This window comes from Lentzea nigeriaca (assembly GCF_016907955.1).
In the GTDB taxonomy this organism is placed as follows: Bacteria; Actinomycetota; Actinomycetes; order Mycobacteriales; family Pseudonocardiaceae; genus Lentzea; species Lentzea nigeriaca.
Window position 1 is genome coordinate 569,805 of record NZ_JAFBCX010000005.1, and the last position, 19,838, is coordinate 589,642.

Annotated in this window: 26 protein-coding genes; 10 read left to right on the forward strand and 16 right to left on the reverse strand. The window is 65.7% G+C overall.

All coding sequences use genetic code 11. The features are described 5' to 3' along the window. Positions 1-6: 6 nt before the first annotated feature. On the reverse strand, positions 7-1,698 hold the full coding sequence (locus JOD27_RS20840) for a sodium:solute symporter family protein (protein WP_204763885.1): 1,692 nt from the start codon (positions 1,696-1,698) through the stop codon (positions 7-9). A 64-nt stretch (positions 1,699-1,762) separates the two neighbouring features. Between JOD27_RS20840 and JOD27_RS20845 the strand changes: the two genes are divergently transcribed. From JOD27_RS20845 to JOD27_RS20860, 4 genes are all read left to right on the forward strand, one after another. Then, positions 1,763-2,158, forward strand: coding sequence for a hypothetical protein (locus tag JOD27_RS20845; protein ID WP_204763886.1), 396 nt, complete (start codon positions 1,763-1,765; stop codon positions 2,156-2,158). 216 nt (positions 2,159-2,374) lie between these two features. Next, positions 2,375-2,593, forward strand: coding sequence for a hypothetical protein (locus tag JOD27_RS20850; RefSeq protein ID WP_204763887.1), 219 nt, complete (start codon positions 2,375-2,377; stop codon positions 2,591-2,593). Positions 2,594-2,675: 82 nt separating this feature from the next. Continuing rightward, positions 2,676-3,071, forward strand: a complete 396-nt coding sequence (locus JOD27_RS20855) for a hypothetical protein (RefSeq protein ID WP_204763888.1) — start codon at positions 2,676-2,678, stop codon at positions 3,069-3,071. After that, positions 3,068-3,283: a hypothetical protein gene (locus JOD27_RS20860; RefSeq protein ID WP_204763889.1), complete on the forward strand. Its 216-nt coding sequence runs from the start codon at positions 3,068-3,070 to the stop codon at positions 3,281-3,283. Before JOD27_RS20855 ends, JOD27_RS20860 begins: the two co-directional genes overlap by 4 nt. Before the next feature lie 122 nt (positions 3,284-3,405). Here JOD27_RS20860 and JOD27_RS20865 read toward each other — a convergent pair whose 3' ends face one another. Then, positions 3,406-3,603: a DUF397 domain-containing protein gene (locus tag JOD27_RS20865; RefSeq protein WP_204763890.1), complete on the reverse strand. Its 198-nt coding sequence runs from the start codon at positions 3,601-3,603 to the stop codon at positions 3,406-3,408. A gap of 25 nt (positions 3,604-3,628) precedes the next feature. Further along, positions 3,629-4,468 carry a helix-turn-helix domain-containing protein gene (locus JOD27_RS20870; protein ID WP_204763891.1) on the reverse strand — a complete coding sequence of 280 codons (840 nt, stop codon included), beginning with the start codon at positions 4,466-4,468 and terminating at the stop codon, positions 3,629-3,631. A 433-nt stretch (positions 4,469-4,901) separates the two neighbouring features. Here JOD27_RS20870 and JOD27_RS20875 point away from each other — a divergent pair, with 433 nt between their 5' ends. Continuing rightward, positions 4,902-5,180: a hypothetical protein gene (locus JOD27_RS20875; protein ID WP_204763892.1), complete on the forward strand. Its 279-nt coding sequence runs from the start codon at positions 4,902-4,904 to the stop codon at positions 5,178-5,180. Between the two features lie 210 nt (positions 5,181-5,390). Continuing rightward, positions 5,391-5,606, forward strand: coding sequence for a hypothetical protein (locus JOD27_RS20880; RefSeq protein WP_204763893.1), 216 nt, complete (start codon positions 5,391-5,393; stop codon positions 5,604-5,606). A 612-nt stretch (positions 5,607-6,218) separates the two neighbouring features. Here JOD27_RS20880 and JOD27_RS20885 read toward each other — a convergent pair. The 10 genes from JOD27_RS20885 to JOD27_RS20930 form a co-directional block, all read right to left on the reverse strand. After that, positions 6,219-6,428: a hypothetical protein gene (locus tag JOD27_RS20885; protein WP_204763894.1), complete on the reverse strand. Its 210-nt coding sequence runs from the start codon at positions 6,426-6,428 to the stop codon at positions 6,219-6,221. Between the two features lie 39 nt (positions 6,429-6,467). Further along, a complete protein-coding gene (locus JOD27_RS20890; protein WP_204763895.1) occupies positions 6,468-6,644 on the reverse strand; it encodes a hypothetical protein in 177 nt (58 codons plus the stop codon). 15 nt (positions 6,645-6,659) lie between these two features. Beyond that, positions 6,660-7,622: a hypothetical protein gene (locus JOD27_RS20895; RefSeq protein WP_204763896.1), complete on the reverse strand. Its 963-nt coding sequence runs from the start codon at positions 7,620-7,622 to the stop codon at positions 6,660-6,662. A gap of 27 nt (positions 7,623-7,649) precedes the next feature. Then, positions 7,650-11,330 carry a phage tail tape measure protein gene (locus JOD27_RS20900; RefSeq protein ID WP_204763897.1) on the reverse strand — a complete coding sequence of 1,227 codons (3,681 nt, stop codon included), beginning with the start codon at positions 11,328-11,330 and terminating at the stop codon, positions 7,650-7,652. Between the two features lie 232 nt (positions 11,331-11,562). Further along, positions 11,563-11,910 (reverse strand): hypothetical protein, encoded by a 348-nt coding sequence (locus tag JOD27_RS20905; protein WP_204763898.1) that lies wholly within the window; start codon positions 11,908-11,910, stop codon positions 11,563-11,565. Then, entirely contained in the window at positions 11,910-12,233 is a 324-nt protein-coding gene (locus JOD27_RS20910; protein ID WP_204763899.1) for a hypothetical protein, read from the reverse strand. The genes JOD27_RS20905 and JOD27_RS20910 overlap by 1 nt, the downstream gene beginning before the upstream one ends. Continuing rightward, complete coding sequence (locus tag JOD27_RS20915) at positions 12,230-12,547, reverse strand: hypothetical protein (protein ID WP_204763900.1); 318 nt, start codon at positions 12,545-12,547, stop codon at positions 12,230-12,232. Before JOD27_RS20915 ends, JOD27_RS20910 begins: the two co-directional genes overlap by 4 nt. After that, positions 12,544-13,800 carry an AAA family ATPase gene (locus JOD27_RS20920; protein ID WP_204763901.1) on the reverse strand — a complete coding sequence of 419 codons (1,257 nt, stop codon included), beginning with the start codon at positions 13,798-13,800 and terminating at the stop codon, positions 12,544-12,546. Before JOD27_RS20920 ends, JOD27_RS20915 begins: the two co-directional genes overlap by 4 nt. Further along, positions 13,797-14,297, reverse strand: a complete 501-nt coding sequence (locus tag JOD27_RS20925; RefSeq protein WP_204763902.1) for a hypothetical protein — start codon at positions 14,295-14,297, stop codon at positions 13,797-13,799. The genes JOD27_RS20920 and JOD27_RS20925 overlap by 4 nt, the downstream gene beginning before the upstream one ends. Further along, positions 14,294-14,482, reverse strand: a complete 189-nt coding sequence (locus tag JOD27_RS20930; RefSeq protein WP_204763903.1) for a helix-turn-helix domain-containing protein — start codon at positions 14,480-14,482, stop codon at positions 14,294-14,296. The genes JOD27_RS20925 and JOD27_RS20930 overlap by 4 nt, the downstream gene beginning before the upstream one ends. A gap of 98 nt (positions 14,483-14,580) precedes the next feature. On the opposite strand from JOD27_RS20930, the gene JOD27_RS20935 reads away from it, so the two are divergent. Further along, on the forward strand, positions 14,581-15,195 hold the full coding sequence (locus tag JOD27_RS20935; RefSeq protein WP_204763904.1) for a helix-turn-helix domain-containing protein: 615 nt from the start codon (positions 14,581-14,583) through the stop codon (positions 15,193-15,195). Then, on the forward strand, positions 15,182-16,435 hold the full coding sequence (locus JOD27_RS20940) for a tyrosine-type recombinase/integrase (protein ID WP_204763905.1): 1,254 nt from the start codon (positions 15,182-15,184) through the stop codon (positions 16,433-16,435). Before JOD27_RS20935 ends, JOD27_RS20940 begins: the two co-directional genes overlap by 14 nt. Before the next feature lie 13 nt (positions 16,436-16,448). Here the strand turns inward: JOD27_RS20940 and nucS are convergent, their stop codons facing one another. Then, complete coding sequence (gene nucS / locus JOD27_RS20945) at positions 16,449-17,108, reverse strand: endonuclease NucS (RefSeq protein WP_204763906.1); 660 nt, start codon at positions 17,106-17,108, stop codon at positions 16,449-16,451. A gap of 54 nt (positions 17,109-17,162) precedes the next feature. Here nucS and JOD27_RS20950 point away from each other — a divergent pair, with 54 nt between their 5' ends. Continuing rightward, entirely contained in the window at positions 17,163-17,699 is a 537-nt protein-coding gene (locus tag JOD27_RS20950; protein ID WP_204763907.1) for an NUDIX domain-containing protein, read from the forward strand. Here the strand turns inward: JOD27_RS20950 and JOD27_RS20955 are convergent. Beyond that, positions 17,696-18,622: a helix-turn-helix domain-containing protein gene (locus JOD27_RS20955; RefSeq protein ID WP_204763908.1), complete on the reverse strand. Its 927-nt coding sequence runs from the start codon at positions 18,620-18,622 to the stop codon at positions 17,696-17,698. The genes JOD27_RS20950 and JOD27_RS20955 overlap by 4 nt on opposite strands. 87 nt (positions 18,623-18,709) lie before the next feature. Here JOD27_RS20955 and JOD27_RS20960 point away from each other — a divergent pair, with 87 nt between their 5' ends. Then, complete coding sequence (locus tag JOD27_RS20960) at positions 18,710-19,117, forward strand: hypothetical protein (protein ID WP_204763909.1); 408 nt, start codon at positions 18,710-18,712, stop codon at positions 19,115-19,117. Here JOD27_RS20960 and JOD27_RS20965 read toward each other — a convergent pair. Beyond that, positions 19,114-19,812, reverse strand: a complete 699-nt coding sequence (locus JOD27_RS20965) for an SDR family oxidoreductase (protein WP_204763910.1) — start codon at positions 19,810-19,812, stop codon at positions 19,114-19,116. The genes JOD27_RS20960 and JOD27_RS20965 overlap by 4 nt on opposite strands. Positions 19,813-19,838 lie beyond the last annotated feature (26 nt).

The window sequence follows — 19,838 nt, forward strand, 5'->3', positions numbered from 1 at the left end:
CCTCCCTCAGCCGAAGATGACGTAGAGCACGGTCGTCAGCGCCAGCACTCCGCCGCCGAGCAGGGCGGGCGAGCGGTACCAGCCCGCGTCCTCGCCGGTGGTGGCGTGCGAACGGTCCTCCTTCGGCGTCAGGCTGTAGACCAGCCCGACCAGCTCACTGTCCGGCTTCGGCCGCGTGACGAGACTGACCGCGACGCTGACGACGACGTCCACCGCGAACGCGAGACCCGCGCCGAGGAAGCTCGCGCCCTGCCCCGGCAGCTCCAGCCACTTGACGCCGAACGACGGCTCCGAGATCGCGTAGACGAACATCGCGGTGAACGTGCCCGCGATCAGCCCCACCCAGCCCGCGGTCGGCGTCATCCGCTTCCAGAACATGCCGACGATGAACGTCGCGAACAGCGGCGCGTTGAAGAACGAGAACAGCGCCTGGATGTAGTCCATGATGTTGGACCCGCCGAGCGCCGCCGCGATGAACGCCGTGCCGATCGCGAGCACACATGCACCGACCGTGGCCAGCCGTCCGACGCGCAGGTAGTACTCGTCCGGCCGGTCCTTCTTGATGTAGTCCTGCCACAGGTCGTAGGTGAAGACCGTGTTGAACGAGCTTACGTTCGCCGCCACACCGGCCATGAAGCTCGCGAGCAGACCCGTGATCGCGATGCCGAGGATGCCGTTGGGCAGCAGGTCTCGCATCAGCAACGGCAGCACGTTGTTGTACGCCACGCCGCTGCTCGTGTCGCCGGCCTTGAGCTGCGCCATCTCCGGCACGATCACCGCGGCGATGATGCCGGGAATGATGATGACCGCGGGGATGAGCGCCTTCGGGTACGCGCCGATGATGGGCGTGCGCTTGGCCGCCGACATCGACTTGGCGCTCATCGCGCGCTGCACCTCGGCGAAGTTCGTCGTCCAGTAGCCGAACGACAACACGAACCCGAGACCGAACACGAGCCCGATGACGCTCCACACGGGATTGTCGATGCCGGTGAGTTCCGTGGCGGGCCACGCGCTGAGCTGTTCCTGATCGGTGACCTTCTGCACCAGCCCCTGCCAGCCACCGACCTTGATCAGGCCGATGATGGTGATCGGCGCCAGCGCGGCCACGATGACGAAGAACTGCAGGACCTCGTTGTAGATGGCGGCACTCAGCCCACCCAGCGTCGTGTAGGCGAGCACGACCAGCGCCGCGACGACGATCGACACCGGCAACGGCCACCCGAGCAGCGCGTCGATGATCACCGCGAGCGCGAACAGGTTGATGCCCGCGATGAGGATCTGCGCGACAGCGAAGCTGATGGCGTTGACGAGGTGGGCGGGCTTGCCGAACCGCCTGCGCATGAACTCGGGAACGCTGCGCACCTTGGAGCCGTAGTAGAACGGCATCATCACCAGACCGAGGAACACCATCGCGGGGATGGCACCGATCCAGTAGTAGTGCACGGTCGCCATGCCGTACTGCGCGCCGTTGGCCGTCATGCCCATCAGCTCGAGCGCGCCGAGGTTCGCACTGATGAACGCGAGACCGGTGACCCACGCGGGCAACGACCGGCCGGACAGCAGGAAGTCGAGGCTCGAGTTCACGGATCGTCGCGCCATCACGCCGATGCCGAGCACCACCGCGAAGTAGATGACGAGCAACGCGTAGTCGATCGGTCCCGCGTCAAGCCGCAGGTCCGCCTCGGCCAACACTCGCACGGCCCACCTCCCAAAACTTCCAACAAAGTCGAACACAACCGACCAGGAGGGGACATTACTCCAGGTGCGCGACTTCTTACCCCGTGTGCGTGATCACGAAACCACGAGCCGTAATGGGGTGCTCACTGAAGTGGGAATACCGGGAAACTCAGGTGCGCGTGCAAATCCGGCAGGCGAGACTGATCACGTGACCGAACAGCAATGGCTGTGCCCCGGCTGCGGGCAGATCGTCCACAGCAAGATGGGCAAAGCCGGCGACCCGTGCATCGGATGCGAGACGGAACTCTTCTTCACGGCACAGTCACCCGAGACGCGCGCCGAGATCGACAACGCCGTCGCGAGCCTGCCGAACATCTGGGCGATCAAGCGGATCCGCGAGCTCACCGGTTGCGACCTGTCCATGGCGATCTTCGTCCATTCCGATCGCCAGCGGGCAGGACAGGACGCAACCTCCGGCTGATCAGAACAGCCGGAACTGATCGGACCGAAATCCCAGGTCGGCAGCTACCTGCGGCGGTACACGCAAAACCCGCTCTCACCTGCACAGATGACTCATCAGCGTTAATCGTCGTTATGCATCCCTAAGCGGTGCCATGTGCCCCCACTGTGCCCCCGCCGTAACTCTGGCATCGCTTAGGGCTTGCTTTCCAGCATCACTAGGCGCATGCTTTGCAGCATGACCGATGAGGACAAGGTGCGAGCGAACCGGCTGCGACGGGCCGCCGCACGGCAGGGACTCCAGCTCATCAAGTCGAGGCGACGCGACCCCCGTGCGCTCGACTACGGCGGCTGGATGATCACCGAAATCAGCACGAACACGGTCGTTGCTGGCGCCACCCCTCGTGAGTTCTCGATGAGCCTGGATGACGTCGAGGCGTACCTAACGAGGGAGTAACTCTCCCCAAAAAGCAAAGCGGCCCCCGGCGGTGCTACCAACACCAACCGAGGGCCTTGATCGGACGCTGGAGGTCCGACCCATGCAAAACCGTACCGCCGCCAACGCATCTCTCGCTGCTGTTCGCAACCGTCCCTGCCCTTCGTTCTGCGCCAGGCCTGGTCACCGCTACAAGGCGGACCGGCGCGTGCCGTGGGATCTCGACCGCACCCATTCCATCGCGTTCCCCCTCAACGGGCGCAGGCCGCTCATCCAGGTGACGTCGTACGACGAGTACGCCGTGGGGTCCATGCGCGGGCCGGACGTCCCTGACGAGGACTACGTGGGCACACCGTCCATCTTCTGTGACCAGAGGTTCTACCTCGATGGTGCCGGGGCGAAAGAGGCGCGACGCGTCGCCGACAGGGCTCAGGCCCTCGCCGACCAGCTCCGCGCTGCTGCCGATCGCCTCGACGAGATCAAGGGCGGTGGCCGGTGAACTACCTCAAGCCCGTCCAGGTGTCACCGTCTGGCTGCAAGCCCGCTGACGAGCAGGCGCAGGACCTCCTACAAGCCCTTCGCGGTGTCGAGCTCGGAGACTATGACCGGCGCATCGTGCAGTGGCTCGCCGGTTGGGACGCTGCAGTGGTGGAGACCGTCGTCAGCCTGATCTACCGGGCGCGGCAGGCTGGTCCGATCCCTGAGGGCTGAGCAAAATGGCCGAAGGGGCGAGCCGAGTAGTCGTCGGCTCGCCCCTTCGTGTGTTCTGACCAGAACTGGCCCCCTTCAAGGGGGGCAGTACGACTGAACCCCTTAAGGGGATTCAGTCAGGTTCAGGCGTCGAACTGGCCCGCCTTCACCGCAGTCATGAACGCGACGGCAGCGCCCCCTTCAAGCATGAGGACACCCCCGTCCGGGTTCTTGCTGTCGCGGACAGCGCGGACGCCAGAGACGACCTCCACACACTGTCCGCCGTTACCACCTGAGCGGCTGGCCTTGCGCCACACCGCTCCAGTCAGGTCCGGGATCATGGCCCGTCCCCTCCTCCTGTTGCTGTCACAGTTCCGACGCCAGCGTATCCACGAGGTCTGCGGACTGCTTCGGGGATAGCGCGCTGGTCAGAAGCGTCCGGAACACCAGTTCGTAGCTCGCCACACGACCGGCGTCGTCCACGAATAGCGCGTCCGTCACGTTCTCCAGATAGACGAGGTTCCCGTTCGGTCGGGTGAGGACCGTGAACGGGAATCCGGTGGCCGCGTGTGCTCCGGCGGAGAACGGCACGACCTGGATGGTCACGTGCGGCATTGTGGACAGTCGGCGCAGGTGGGCGAGCTGCTCCCGCATGACATCGGGACCACCGACAACCCTGCGGATGGCGCCCTCGTTCAGGACCAGCCACAGCCGAGGCGGGTTCTCACGAGTCAGCCGCTCCTGTCGTGCCATGCGAGCTTGGACAAGGCGGTCGACGTCGCCTGGACGATGCAGCGGGTTAGCCACGGTGACAGCCCGTGCGTACGCGGGTGTCTGTGCCAGGCCGTGGATCAGCTCAGGGTCGTACGACTGCAGCTCGGTGGCGGTCTCTTCCATGTGGAAGAACTTCCGGAAGCGGTCCGGGATCACCGACCCGTAGGGCGTCCGCGGCCGACGTCGCTGCGCTTCTCTGCCGAGTTGTTCGAGTTCGGCGCGCTCATCTCCGGTGACCTCAAGCCGATCGAGCAGCAACCGAAGCTCGGGAAGCCGGACGCCGACGTCTCCGCGCTCAATCCGGCCGATCTTCGACTCGGAGCATTCGAGCACTTCCGCCAGGTCTGCTTTGGACAGCTTGGCGTCATCCCGAAGCTTCGCCAGTGCTTGCCCGAGCTGCTCCTTGTAGGTCGTCGGACTCTGCTCACCCATGCGCGCCTCTCCATTCGTGACGCGCTCAGTGTGCCTGACGAACCAGCTTGTGCAGTTCGCCCGATCAGTCGACTGTGAAACCTGCACGTGCAGGTTTATGGTCTAAGTGCCCGTGCGGCTCTGCCAACCGGGCGGCCTGGCTCCGTGCCGCTGTCACAGTTCCCGAGACACGCACGGAGTCAGGTCGGAGGAAGGCGAGCTCCACGCCGAAGGGGGTGACGATGACCAGCGGCATACAAGGCCTTCGCAGGCTCGAGGTGCGAGACGAGCACGGCGTGCCTTGCGGCCTCCTGATTGGCTACACCGAGAGTCACCAACTGGTCATCAGCATTGCCCCCGGCTCCGGTGCCCCGCCCACGGTGGCGATCGTCCCTCATGACGAGTCGGTGAAGGTCTTCGAGTTGATGCGCGGCGCCCTACGGGGTGAGCTGCCATGACCGCAGTCAACATCGCCTGCCTGCTCGTCGGACTCGGCTTCCTCGCCTGGGCTTCCACCTTCGGCGTGTGGGGTCTGCTCAACGACCACTCCACGCCCACCAAGACCCCGGTCGGCGGATTTCCCTCGCCTCGCATCGAGCCGCCGACCGGGTCCCAAGCAGCCGGACACTCCCCTGACCCCCGACCAGGGAGCGTCCGGCGTCGCCCCACGGTGCCGCTCAGTGATCCGAGCGACCTGAGCGGCACCGTGGCCCAAGGGTGGAGGCTGAGATGAACGGAAGCGCCAGGACTCTCGTCCGATCCGTTCAGTGCGACAACCCAGAGTGCCGCAAGGTCATCATGCGGATCTGGATGTACCAGGGTCGGCGGCAGTGCGAGAACGTGTCGTGTCCGTGCGACAACGCCCACGAGGAAGCACTCAAGAAGCTCTACGTCGGCAGGCGTGTCAGGTAACAACCGACATGATCAAGGCGAGGCAGGGGACATGAACGCAGTCGACACACGACGGATGCTCGCCATCATCGCGCCTCTGCTGATCCTGGCCGGCATCGTCGTCCTGAACATCGAGAGTGTGCCCCCAGCGTTCGGCTGGCCCTTCGCCCTAATGTTCTTCGCGATCGGCATCGGCCTGGGCGCTGGCGTGATCGTCAGCAAGGCCCGGGAGACCAGCGAGCAGATCCACCACGACCAAGCCAAGTAAGCGTTCCCGTGTTCCTCACACCCAGGGTGCGGAACGAGGAACACCCTGGCGGTATCCCCGTCCCCCCGCTCCGTGGCCGACCCACCCCAGGCAAAGCGGAATTGCGCCCGGACAGGTTTTCCACTTTGCCGTCCCGGTTGCTCAGCATCAAGCGTCCACTAGCGACGTTTCGCAGCCGTTTGCAACGGTGGCTGGTACGGGGGTTTGGGAGTTTTGTCAGCGCGCAAACGCGCCTTGCCCGGGGCGCCCACGTCAGAGGGCGGGCCCCGGGGTCACCCCCTACCCCTCACCGCCGTGAACACGGGCGCCGACGTGAGCAGCCTTTTTGGGGACGCCCCCAAGAAGGTCACCCCTCTATAGAAGTTGTGAACCCCTCGCACCCCCGACAGGCCTTGCTCGGGGCGGCTAAAGGGTGGCGCCGAGGAGGGACACCCCGTGGTGGCCTAGTGCGGTGGCACCTCAGGTCTCCCGGCTCCTGTGGTGCCACCGCGGTTAGGCGCTGGTGGGTCATCGCGTCGCGAGTGAGACTCAGCTCGCCACCATCACCCCCGGCTTGCTTCAGCCCCCGACATCTCGAGTACGGGCTGACTCGGGTGGTGTTGACGCCATGCTCTATGCGCCGACTGCCAGCACGGACGAGACGGGCACGGTCCAGACGACCGGGCCGGCTGCCGTGACGGTCCACGTCCGACCAGCGGCGGCGGTCATGGTGCCTTGCAGGTCAGTGCCGTTGCTGAGCTTGAGCGTCACGCTCTGGCCCACGCGTGATGCAGCGCGGTTGATCAGTTCTCGGTCTTCTTCGAGTTCGAACTGCGAACGCATCTCAACTACTCCTGTCGGTCGGTCTCGGTCGTGTGGCGGTCACGCCACTTCGGGTCCGTCGCTGCTCTGCTGAGCGGTCGCGTGGCGGTTCAGCCAGGACTGTGCGGCCGTCCGGGCCGCGGGGTCGCCGAAGCGCTTGAGGGCCATGACACGGCCTCGGTTCGACGGCGTCGGGGGAAGCTGTTCGATCTCGTCGGGGGTGTACTGGCGGTCCATGTCGTGCCCTCTCGGTCAGTTGTCGTAGGTGGTGGCCATGAAGTTCTGGCGGGGCCGTGTTGCGGTGTCGACCTGGTGGGCGCGGATCATGCGACTGTCGGGCTCGGGTGAGGCGTAGTTGCCGACGCCGTGCTTCTCAACGCGGGCCTGTCGCTGCTCGACGACCTCCATGCGCGCATTCACGTAGGCCTCTGTGGCCTGCCTGAGAGTGGGCATCCAGATCTTGAGGCCGGAGTCGAGCAGCATGACCAAACGCTCTCGACTGTCCGGCCACGTGAAGGCGCGGCTGACCTCACCGTTTGAACGAACCTCGTCCATCCAGTCGGGGTTGATACGGTTGTAGTCGTCGATCTCGCCGCCGCGCTCCAGAATCTCGTCCAGATGGACGCGGCGCAGCTGTGGCATCGAGAGGTCTCCCAGTTCGACACTGGGCTTTCTGTTCTGCTCTCCGCCGCAGATGTTCACGCAGAGTTGACGCTGTGCCCTGCGAAGCGCGGCGTACTGCTCGCCGTACTCCCCGAGGCGCGCCCAGGCCTCCATCGGCGATTGGCCGCCATCGAGGACATCTTGAGCGGTCCTTGCCCCCTTGAGCCAGGGCAGGGATTGGCGGGCCCCTTCGATCAGTTCCTCGAGTGGCGCGACGAGGTAGCTGAGCGCTTTTGCGCTGCCGGTCATGATCGCGCTGTCCCTCTCCCCCTTCAGTTGCTCCAGGGCAGATTCGGTGATCGCCTTCTCGGCCTGCTGCATCTCCACAAGCCGAGTCGCGTTGTAGGCCCTTTCGGCGAGGTCTCGCGGCCAGGGATCACCGGAGGTGGCGAGGGCCTTGATCTCTGCCGTCAGCGCGTTCCGGCCAGCGATTACGCCGTCGTGGGGTGCGATGGCGAGGTGCCGGACTCGGTCGACCAGGCGATCGATCGCCTTGTCGAGCTCCGTGATTCCGGGGATGGTCGCGAGTGCTTCACTCAAGTAGTCGCGCATGGGTTGTCCTGTCGTTGTTGTGTTGGGTTATGCCCTGCCGCCGCGGTACCGCACTTCGCGGGCTTCGGCGTCCATCGCGGAACTGATCCGTGCGTCGATCAACGTGCCGAACCCGTCGCTGTCCACGCGGAGTCGTCCCGTGATGGCGAGTCCGTCCAGGGTCATGGACTGGACACTGGGCGTAGGTGCAGCGGCAAAGCCGCCCTGTGCGTACCGGCGGATTAGCGCGAAGCCCATCCGCTGCGCCGTCTCGTCCAGCAAGGCCACCGAGCGAGACGACCGGTTGATCGGGATATACGCCTCGTCGTCTATGAGCCGGTCACCCGTGATCCTGAGCATCCGGGGAGGGAAGATCTGCGGGACACCCGCCTGGAACAGCTTCGCAGCGGCGAGTCCGCCCTGTGCGAACCTCTGCGCCGGGATGATGTTTCCCAGGGCGTTCAGTGCGGCGCCGTACTGGCCCCGCACCGAAATCGGGGCGCCGACCGCGTCGACGCGAACGATGATCCTCCGGTTGGAGTTGTCGGCGATGTAGCTGTCCAGCTGAGACTGTGCGGTGGCCGTGTTGGCCCTGATTTCGACCTTGCCATCGGGCAGGGTCCGGACAGTGAAACCGAGGTCCTCCAGCTTCTTCTTCGCCTCGTCACTCAACGACCTCACAGTGATCGGCTTGTCCGCGGGAACCTTGTCCGCCAAGGCCTTTACCGCGATCAGCTCGGTCTTGGTCGTGTCCGATCCGGGAGTCGATACGATCATCTTGACGTTCTTGGGGATGAGACCTGCTTTGTCCGCCAAGACCTCGGCTTCCTTGGCGCTGATGCCCATCGCGCCTGCGGCGCCGATGAACGCGTCCCGCGCTTCCTGCATGGCCGCACGTGCCTTCGCGGTCGCGGCGGGAACATCGTCGCCCTGTGCGATTGCCATGTCGAACGTGCGTGCCGCGACTTCAGCCGTGTTGTCACTGAGGTCGCGCAGCATGTCCCGCAGGCGGCGCCCGTTCTCTGTGGTCAAGTTCAGGCCACCCTGGGCGTTGAGCAATTCCTTGCCCCAGCCCTTCGCCTTAACGGCAGCGTCCTGTGTCTCATCTCCGGTCAGCTTGAACGTCTCGTTGATGCGGGACAGTGACTCCTGGACACGTGACTGCGCTGCCTCCAGGCTGATCTCTCCGCCCGACAGTGCGTCCAGTGCGGACTTCAGGCTGCGAACCCGATCCTCCGCGCTTGCGGTGTTGCTCCCAAACTCCTTGATCGCCTGACTGAGCGCGCGCCCAGACGAGGTCGCGTCTGTGAAGTGTGCCGTCCCGTTCTTGATCGCAGCGTCCAGTTCCTTGCTGTCACGTTCCGCCTCACCGAATCCACGGGCAAGGCGGTTGATCTCGTCCAGAAGGTCCTTGGCGGCCTGGCCCTGCCCCGTGAGAACAGGAACAGTCGCCCCCTTGCCTGTGGCGACAAAGGAAGTGCTGGCCTTGATCACACCCTCAAGCTGTGCCCGCAACCCGTCCAAGGCGGATCCCTGATTCAGGGTCGCGTCGGTGATGTCGTCCAGGGTGATTCCGAACTGCCGGGCGCTGTCAACCACCTTCGTCTCGGTGTCGGCGATCTTCTCGTCCTGGAGGGCCTTCGCCTGTGATGCCCGGACGTTGGCATCGATCACACCGTTCGACTCCCGCAGAGCCTGGGCGAGGTTGTCGACGAACGACGCGTGACGGCGTGCAGCCTCCGCCGCTTTCTCTTGGGTTCCAGCAAGGAGCGAGAGACCGACGGACACAGCGCCGATCGCGAGACCGAACGGACCACCCAGTGCGGAAACGAGACCGCCCGCCGCCGACTTCAACCCTGTCCCGGCAGCGGATGCGATTCCTGCGGCAGTGCCGAACCGCTCCGCGCCTGCAGAGGCCTCCTGGAACGCTGAGCGCATCGCGCTGAGCGCGGGAGTCCGCTCGACCAGGGTCCCCATTGCTGCGCTCATGGTGCTGATGGGCTGGCCAGCGGCAGCTGCACCAGCGCGGACCGCCCCAACCTGATCGGTGAAGGACCGTGCTGCCGCCACGGCCGGAACGGTGGAGGTCCGGTAGGCGGCCATCGCTGCGGAAAGCTTGCCGACGTCCTGACCGCTCGCCGCCGCAAGTCCCTGCTGGACTCGCATCTCTCCGGCGAACTGGCGGAGACCGCTCAGCGCCGTCGTGTCACCGAGTGCTCGCTGCGCCACCCGGAAGGCCACCAACGCCACCACGGCGGACTGCACCGGTCCGGGAAGTTCCCCGAAGCCCCTAACCAGACCGCCGATCAGAGATCCGACCGGAACCAGGATTGTGGACGCCAAGCGCAGCGCGTCGGTAGCGACACCGATTCCGGCACCAAGCGCCGACACGGCTCCATCGCCTTCGGCCGACGCCTCAGCAACGGCGCCGATCCCGACCGCAACGGGCTTCGCAGCGTCCACCACATTGCCGAGCGCGGCCGTGAAGTCCTGCGACGCCTTGATGCCCGTGTTGAACAACTCGTTGAGCGGTCCAGCCGCGCCCTTGGCGAGCGGCGACACGAGGTCTGTCACGGCACTCTGGACGACCTTCGCTCGATCACCGATGGCGTCGGCAAGCTTCGGGCCGAACAGTTCGCCGGTCGCCACAGCAGTCTCGATGCCCTGGACGATTTCATCGTTCCAGCCCTCGATGTGCTCCGCCGCGGACCGGACCGCATCCTCAAGAGGGCCGTCGATCGCCTCGAAGATGCCGATTCCAGTGGTCTCGAGCTGACTCTTCAGACCCTCCCACGCACCACCAAGACCCTTGGTCTGTGCCGCCGCCACATCCGCCGCACCACCCGCTCGAGTGACCGACGTGGCCATGTCGTCGAATGCCTTCGCGCCCGTGGACGCAAGGGCGGACGCGACAGTCATGCCTTCGTTGCCGAACGCGGTGGCTGCTGCTTCGGTGAAGGTGGCCTCAGTCAGGCGCCCCTTCGCCGCCGCCAATTGTTCGGTGATCGCACGGAGGCCGACGAACTTGCCGGAGGCATCAAAGGCCTTGATTCCCAGGGTGTTCAGGGCTTCAGCGGCAGGCTTTGACGGCGCCGCCAGGGAGGCGATCATGCCTCGCAGCGACGTACCCGCCTGCTCACCCCGAATGCCCTGGGTGGCGATGAGGCCGATCGCCGTGGCCACGGAATCGATGTCCGCGCCCACGGTCTTCGCGACCGGACCGACGAACTTCAAGGCCGCAGCAATATCGACGACCTCGCCGGACGCGGCGTTGGCCGTGTTGGCGAGAACATCCGCGACATGCCCAGCCTCGGACGCGGCCAAACCGAACTGGTTGAGCGCATCCGACTGGATCTCAGCCGCTCGAGCAGCGTCGATCTGGGCAGCCGCCGCCAACTGCAGGGTGCCCTTGGCCGCGGTCATCGCCTGGTCGACCGACAAGCCACCCTTGGCGAGCTCGGTCATCGCCGCGGCAGCATCAGCCGCGGACGTGGCCGGCAGGGTCATGTCCGCGCCCAGCTGCTTGGCCAGGTTGCCCACCTGAGTCATCTGCAGACCCGTGGCCTGGGTGACAGACTGCAGCGTGTTAAGTTGGCTTGAGTAGTCGACGCCAAGGCGGAGGACTTCCTTCAGGCCAACTGCCGCGACTGCTGTACCACCAGCGATCGCTACGCCCAGTCCCTTGCCGAACGCGGATGCGATGCCCGTAGCAGGCTTCAGGCCCGCCATGAGCTTGCTAGGGAACTCCCGTGTATTCGGGACAACATCGATCTCGATCTTCCCCCCCGGCACTACGACCGACCTCCTGCGGTCGAAGCGGGGGCTTCAGCGTGATTCGTTCGCATCCCTGCCTTTCCTGGGTGCCTTGTCCAACAAGGAAACGTGCAACTGCCGGGCATCGCTTCGTCCTCTCATGCTTTGCCCGGCAGGAGTGGAACGGTCAACCTAAAGCTTGGTGTAGCTATTGTCCTGCTTCGTCCACCTTGGACGGTAGGTGTGTGGCGATCTCCTTGAACGCCACCGTGATGTCAGTACCCGTCTCCTTGAGCAGTAGCTCGGCCGTTGGGGCGAGGAGATCCTCAAGGCACAGGCGAAGCGCGGCGGCGAGGACCATGCTCGTCTCCTCTGGCGGAAGGTTTCCGACAGCCTCGCCCAGCTCTGCCCTCAGGCAGTCCCGGTCGAGGCACAGCGCGCCGACGGTGAACGCCAGGCGCTGCGCCTGAAGCTCGACCGCGGCCGTGTCGACGACGCCGACCGGAAGCCCGGTCTCGTCGACAGTCGGGAGGACCCCGTAGTCTTCGCGGGGCATCACTCGCCGCCCGAGTTCTCGCCGTTTGCGATGTTTCGCAGCATGGTCCGTAGATCGAGACCCATCCTGTCCGTCACAACGAGCGTGGGGGCGAGGATCTGCTTCACCAGGATGGCGAGCGCTGAGCCCGCGACGTAGCCGAACTCGTCGACTCCCACCCGCGTGATGGTGTCGGACACCACCTGGTCTACGGCGTCCACGTCGGCACACGCCGCGGCCATCTCGAACGCCAGGCGCACGCCGGCAGTCTCGATCCGGTCCATGTCCACCATGCCGAGCGGAGACCCGTCGTCGTCAACCAGCATGTACACGTCGTCGCTCATGCCGCCGCCTCGTTCGCCAGGACACCGCGCCACACGCGAAGTACGCCTTGGTGTCGTGACGGCCGATTGCTGATCGCGTAGCCGACGACATGAATTAGGCCTGCTTGCGAGGCGCGCCGGAACAGCGCGGGCACTAGGTAGGGGCTCGCCAGCGTGCGCGTGTCCTCGTCGAGCGCGGCGGTCACCGTGTCGGCGGTGAACGCCTCGCCGGTGGCGATCAGGTCGTCGATGACCTTCTGGATGACGCTTCGGTGGCCGCGGTGTGGGGCCTCGTCGCTGGCGACGACAGCTTCGATCGCCTCGTCGGTGTTCATGCGGGGGTTCCTTCCCAAACGCCGCCGAGGATGTCCTTCTGGCCGATGCGGACGACGTTCTGATCGGTTTGAGGGTCGTGTTCCTCGTTCCTGGCACCAGGGGTGGGGAACGGGGAACGGTCTTCTTCTGCTGGCGTTCCTTGTTCCTCGGGAACACACTTGGTGTTCCGGGAACGCCATACGCGGAGTGCGTCGGTTGCACGTTGACTGGACCAGCGCGTGCGGGCTTTCACGTCCCTGACGCTGGTGGGTGGCGGATCGAGCTGGTCGAGCGTTGCCAGATCGGCCGGGCTTACTCCATCGAGCTTGGCCGCGTCCCCTACCTGCGGGGCACGGATCGACCACTCGATGCGTCCGCCACTGCTGTCCATCCGGAACAGGCCGGCTACCGGTTCGGCGCGACCTTCCGCTGGCGGACAGTGGCGACGTAGACCGCCATGACGGTCCTTGTTGACCGCGATGTACGCAGAGCCAGCGCGACCAGGAGCGGCCTGTTCATTGATCGTGACCCGAAGGGACACGCCGCCGATCGCTCTGCGCTTAGCTGCGGTACCAGTCGGCCCGTTGCCGTGACTCTCAGGGTTTTTGGACAAGTGGTCGATCACTACAACTGCCGCACCTGCCATCGCCAAGGGCTTCAAAACCAGGGCGTGGGCGATGGTGAAGTCGTCAGGGCTGTTACTGCTCAGCCGCAACAAGGGAAGCAACTCGCCGATCGAATCGACGCCCGCGAAGTGCGGTCGCCACGCCTTCGCATCGGCAACCACAGCAACGAGGTGCGCTCTGTCCTCGGGTTCCACGAACCTGAACCGGTGAGGGTCAACCAGGATCGACTCGTCGACACCCATGTCCATGAGACGAAAGACCACGGCGTGCACGCCGTTGTGGTCAAGGTCCACGAACAGCACGTTGAAGCCATCCATCAGGGCTTCCGCACACCCAGCCAGGAGGATCCAGGTCTTCAGCGACTCAGGAAGCCCGTAGAGGGTATTGACCTGTCCTGGGTAGAACAGCGCGTGTCCATCGCTACGGCGCAGGAAGGACGGCGTAGGAGGATCCGGGAGTCCGCCAGCCAAGAGGGTTGCAACGTCTGCGTAGAGAGGCGTTCCGTGTTCCTCGCCCCCTGTGTCAGGAACGGGGAACGTGGCGCTGGCGGTTGCCGCACCGCCCTCTCGCACTGGAGAGTTGGCCTCGAGTACCTCGTTTGCCCACGCCTCGTCAAACACCTGACGACCGTTGCTTTCCTCACTCACGCGACCCCCTCGGCAGGTTCCGAGGAGCCAGTTCGCACCCAGCGCGCCACGGCTGCAGGGTCGATCGTTCGTCCGGTGGTGTAGGTGGTCCGGCGCCGCTGGAGCTCTTCCCAGCTTCTGCAGGTTCCCCAATCCCGTGAGGCTGCGAACGCCCTCGCAAACACCTTCATGTCGAGCTGCTGCAGCAGCTGATCCCAGTCAGCCCGATGTGCGATCGCTTTCGGCGTGTGCTGCTCGCAAAACCACACGGCGGCATGGGCAACCGCTGCACGCTTCGTGTCTTCGTCTGCCAAGGCCCAGGCCTTGGTGCCTGGCAACGGGACTGGACCTACAGCAGCCTTCAGGATGGGTTCGGCCCAGGAGCGAACGAGGTCCGGGTTGATTACCTCTACCAAGGTGGAGGTGTAACCTTGAGACTTGTCGTCGGTGGTGGTGACGAGGGTTCGAGCGGCGGTGTCCTCCTGGCCGGGGATGCCGCCGTTTTCTTGTGTCGTCACGCCGCCCGACCCCCTCCAACCGCATTCTCGGCAAGCCACGCGTCCACATCGGACTTCCTGTAGCGGACGTGCCGGCCAACGCGGGAGTACTTGGGGCCGCCACCGCGAGTGTTCCAGGCGTAGACGGTGTTGAGCGGAACGTTGACGTACTCCCCCACCTCCGCCGGGGACATCAGGGCTTCCATGTCGACTCCCTATTTGGAGAAAACTTCTCTAACTCGCTCTCTGATCGACAGTGAACAACAACTTGCGTCCTTTTGCAACATGGGGCAAAGTTCTCTATATGGGGAAGCGAAGCATCGAGCGTGGCCCGGTCGCCCAGCGCGTGGCGGAGAACATCCGGGATCTACGGCGAAGTCGAGACATGACGCTGCAGGAGCTGTCTGACCGGTTGGCCGAGGTTGGTCGGCCGGTCGTGGTGTCTGGAGTCGGGAAGATGGAGCAAACGAAAGCGGAGGGCGCGCGACGGGTCGACGTGGACGACCTGGTCGCGCTGGCGCTGGCGCTCGATGTCAGTCCGCTTCGCCTGCTTCTCACTGCCACCGCGGCACCGGATGAGCTCACTGAGCTGTCGCAGGACGTCAGGGTGAGTGAGCGCGTGGCGTGGTTGTGGGGTCGCGGAGAAGCGTCCCTCTGGCTAGTCGCGCCGAAGCCGGACCCCACCGTCGCCACCGGAGCCGAGTGGTACCGCAGGGACAAGGAGTTCCCGAAGGTCAACAGGCCCGATGTGCAGAAGCCTGACCCGCGGAAACTGATTGCCCACGGCGGCGAGCTTCAGGCGCTGTGGCGATCTGTCCGGAAGCTCGCCGACGAGATGGATTGCTCTTGGCGTGAGGTCCTCGAGGTGCTTCCTGACGCAGGCGATATGACCTTGGAGGGTGACGATGGCGAGCGTTGAGGACCGGTGGTACCGGGACAAGCGTGACGATGAGGGCAACGTCATCGTTGATGCGAACGGCAACCCTGAGAAGGAGCCCACCGAACGCCACGGCATCGGCAAGCGATGGCTCGTCAGGTGGCGCGATCCGGACAAGAAGCCCCGGAAACTGTCCTTCGACAAAAAGGTGCAGGCGAACGCACACAAGGCGCAGGTCGAGGCGGACATGTCCCGCGGGACGTACATCGACCCCACTGCAGGTGCGGTCACGTTCGGCACCTACGCCGCGGAATGGCTGGCACGGCAGACGACGGATCCGCTGACAGTCGAGAACGTCACGGACCGGCTACGCCGATACGTGGAGGGCACCGCGCTCCACAAGACGCCCCTCAACCGGGTGAGACCTGGCGTCGTGCAGTCGTGGATCAGTGGCCTGCCGGAGAACCTCGATGGCAGCACCAAGGGAACCGTGTTCGCCCACGTCTCCGCGATCCTCAACGCAGCGGTCGCCGATGAGTTGATCGGTCGAAACCCCTGCAAGTCGTCCAGCGTCCGCCGGCCGAAGGGCGACGCGAAGGAGATCGAGCCTTGGTCTGCCGAGTGGGTCGAGGGTCTACACGCGGCCCTTCCGGAGAACTACCGGATCCTCGCCACCCTGGGCGCCGGACTGGGGTTACGGCAGGGCGAGATGTTCGGCCTCAGCCCGGATGACGTCGACTTCCTCCGCGGCTGGGTCACCGTGCAGCGACAGGTGAAGCTGGTCGGATCCAAGCAGGTGTTCAGCCTGCCGAAGGGCCGCAAGACCAGGAAGATCCCGCTGCCCTCGACCGTGCGGGAGGAGCTCGCCGCCCATCTCGCCGCACGTCCCGCCAAGGACGTGACGCTGCCGTGGGAGACCTCGACCGGCAAGCCGACGACCGTGCGCCTGATCGTGACGACACGGCAGTCAGGGGCCTGCCGGCGGACCACCTTCAACTCCGAGACGTGGAAGCCTGCGCTGGCGAAGGCGAAGATCCCGACCGACGACCGGGAGAACGGGTGCCACGCGCTGCGGCACTTCTTCGCGGCAACGCTCCTCGATGCCGGCGAGAACATCAAGGCGGTGTCCCGATGGCTGGGGCACTCCTCGGGAGCGTTCACCTTGCGCTACTACGGGCACTTGATGCCGAGTTCGGAGGAGCGCACACGGTCCGCCGTGGACGCAGTGCTGTCGAGGTGGTGTGCCCCGGTTGTGCCCCAAGGTGAGGCTCAACCGGTGTGACCAGCGGTTATTCTCAGAACAGCCGGAACTCGTCCGGCTCGATCCCGCGCAACGCGTCGTAGTCCAGCACCACGCAGCGAATCCCGCGGTCCTCGGCCAGCGTCCGCGCCTGCGGCTTGATCTGCTGCGCCGCGAACACGCCCTGCACCGGCGCGAGCAACGGGTCGCGGTTCAGCAGCTCCAGGTACCGGGTCAGCTGCTCCACACCGTCGATCTCACCCCGCCGCTTGATCTCCACGGCGACCGAGACCCCGGAGGCGTCGCGGCACATCAGGTCGACGGGCCCGATGGCGGTCGGGTACTCGCGGCGCACCAGCGTCCAGCCCTCGCCGAGGGTCGTGACGTGTTCGGCGAGCAGCTTCTGCAGGTCCGCCTCGACGCCGTCCTTCTGCAGGCCGGGTTCGGGGCCGAGCTCGTGCTTGGAGTCGTGCATCACCTCTTCGAGGGTGATGATCAGCTTCTCCCCCGCCTTGTTCTGCACGGTCCAGATGTCCGGGTCCTCGATCAGCCAGCAGGGCGGGCTCATCCAGTTCAACGGCTTGTAGGCGCGGTCGTCGGAGTGGATCGACACCGAGCCGTCAGCCTTGATCAGCAGCAGTCGCTGAGCCATCGGCAGATGGGCGGTGAGTCGTCCTACGTAGTCGACCTGGCAGCGAGCGATGACGAGACGCACCGCGACAGGCTACGGGGTGTGTCCACCAACGGGTCGTTAGGTACGGTCCGTGGCGTGGAGAGCCTTGGCAGCCGTCAGGTGTACGCAAACCCGTGGATGACCGTTCGCGAGGACGATGTCCGTCGCGCGGATGGCACGAACGGCATCTACGGCGTGGTGGAAAAGCCCGACTTCGCCCTGATCATCCCGCTCGACGGCGAACGCCTGCGGCTCGTCGAGCAGTTCCGCTACCCCATCGGACTGCGGCGCTGGGAGTTCCCCCAGGGCACGGCCCCGGACCGGCAGGACTCGGACCCGCTCGAGCTCGCCACCCGCGAACTGCGCGAGGAGACCGGCCTGCGCGCGGGCAGGATGATCGAGCTCGGCCTGCTGGACGTGGCGCCGGGCATGTCGTCGCAGCGCGGGCGGGTGTTCCTCGCCACCGAGCTGACCGAGGGCTTCCACGAGCGGGAGCACGAGGAGCAGGACATGCGCTCGGCGTGGTTCCCGCGCGCCGACTTCGAGACGATGATCGCGAAGAGCGAGATCACCGACGCCCAGTCGATCGCCGCCTACACGCTCCTCCTGCTGCACGAGCACTCGCAGCCCTAGTTCCGACAGGCCTGAAACGCCGCGCGATACGCGTTCGGTGAGGTCCCGGCGATCCGCTTGAACCTGTCGCGGAACGCCGTGGCCGAGCCGAACCCGACCCTGCTCGCGATCAGCTCCACCGAGTCCCTGGTCGTCTCCAGCAGGTGCTGCGCCTGCCGCACCCGCGCGCGGTGCAACCACTGCAACGGCGTCGTCCCGGTCTGCTCGCGGAACCGCCGGTTCAACGTCCGCGTGCTCATGCCGGCCTGCCGCGCGAGGTCGTCGAGCGTCAGCTCACGCGCGGCGTTGGCCTGCATCCACAACAACAACGGTTCGAGCTCCCCACCCTGTGGCGCCACCGGTGGCGTCACGATGAACTGCGCCTGCCCGCCTTCTCGTTCCAGCGGCATCACGGCGTACCGCGCCGCATCGGCCGCCACCGCCGACCCGTGGTCACGCCGGATCATGTGCAGACACAGGTCCAGCCCGGCCGCGGCACCCGCCGACGTCAGGAACTGCCCGTTGTCCACGTAGAGCACGTCCGGGTCGACCTCGAGAGCCGGGAACCGCGCCGCCAGCTCCGCGGCACCGAGCCAGTGCGTGGTCACCCGCAACCCGTCCAGCAGACCGGTGGCCGCGAACACGAACGCCCCCGTGCAGATCGACGCGATCCGCGCGCCTCTCGCCGCGGCCTGCCGCAGCGCCTCGACCAACCGCTCGGGCACGACGAGGCCGGGGTCGTGCCCAGGCAGCACGATGGTGTCCACTTCGGACAACAACTCCAAGCCGTACGGCACTTTCAGCTCGAAACAGCCCGCGTCGACAGTCCTCTTCGGACCGCAAACCCGGACCCGGTACCGGCCCGTCCAGTTGAACGCGTCGACCGGCGTCGCGAAGTCGAACGGGACAACGCTGTCCATCGCCACCACTGCCACCTCGTGCACGTCCACCACGGTAGCTGGCGAGAATCCGTTGGAACATGGCATTCCAGCCAGTTCCCGCAGCCGCCGCCCGCTCCTACCGTCGTGATCATGAGCAAGCTGTTCCTCTCGCTCCACGTCCTGGCCGCCATCGTCGCCATCGGCCCGGTGACGGTCGCCGCCAGCATGTTCCCCAAAGCCGTGCGAACCAACGGCAACCCCGAGCTCCTGCACCGCATCTGCCGCGTCTACGCCCTCATCGGCATCTCGGTACCGGTCTTCGGGTTCGCGACGGCCGGCGTGATGGGCGTGACCGGCCACCCCTGGGTGATCGTCTCGATCGCACTCACCACCGCCGCCGCGTTCGTGCTGACCCTCAAAATCCTGCCCGGCCAGGAGAAGGCGTTGAAGACCAACGACATCAAGCACCTCGCGATGTACACGGGAGTCTTCAACGTGCTCTGGGCCGTGGTCACCGTGCTGATGATCCTCCGGCCGGGCTCGACGACCGGCGCCTAGCGTTGCGCGACCGGCCGCACCACGATCTCGTTGACGTCCACGGAGTCGGGCTGCGAGATCGCGTACGCGATGGCGTCACCGATCGCCGACGCGGGGATCGCCACCTTGCGGAAGTCCTCCATCATCGACGCCGAGAACTCCTCGGTGATGGTGTCCGCCAGCTCGGACTCCGTGACACCGGGCGAGATCACGGTGACGCGCAGGTTCTCGCTCTCCTGGCGCAGGCCCTCGGACAGCGCCCACACCGCGTACTTCGTCGCGCAGTACACAGCAGCGGTGGGCATGACCATGTGCGCGGCGACCGAGGCAACGTTCACGACGTGCCCGCTGTCGGTGAACCGGGGCAGCACCGCACCGATGCCGTTCAGCACACCCTTGATGTTCACGTCCACCATGCGGTCCCACTCGTCGACCTTGAGCGAACTCATGAGGGACAACGGCATCACCCCCGCGTTGTTCACCAACACGTCGACCCGCCCGTACCGCTCGACGGCCGCATCCACAAAGGACTGGAAGGACTCCCGCGAGGTCACGTCCAACGGCGCGTAGGCACCACCGATCTCGGCGGCCAACGCCTCCAGTCGATCGACCCGACGCGCCCCGAGGAACACCTGATGCCCGGCCGCGGCCAGCACACGGGCCGTCGCCTCACCGATACCGCTGGAAGCTCCACTGATCAACACAACTTTGTTCATGGCCACAACGATGGCCAGCGCAGACG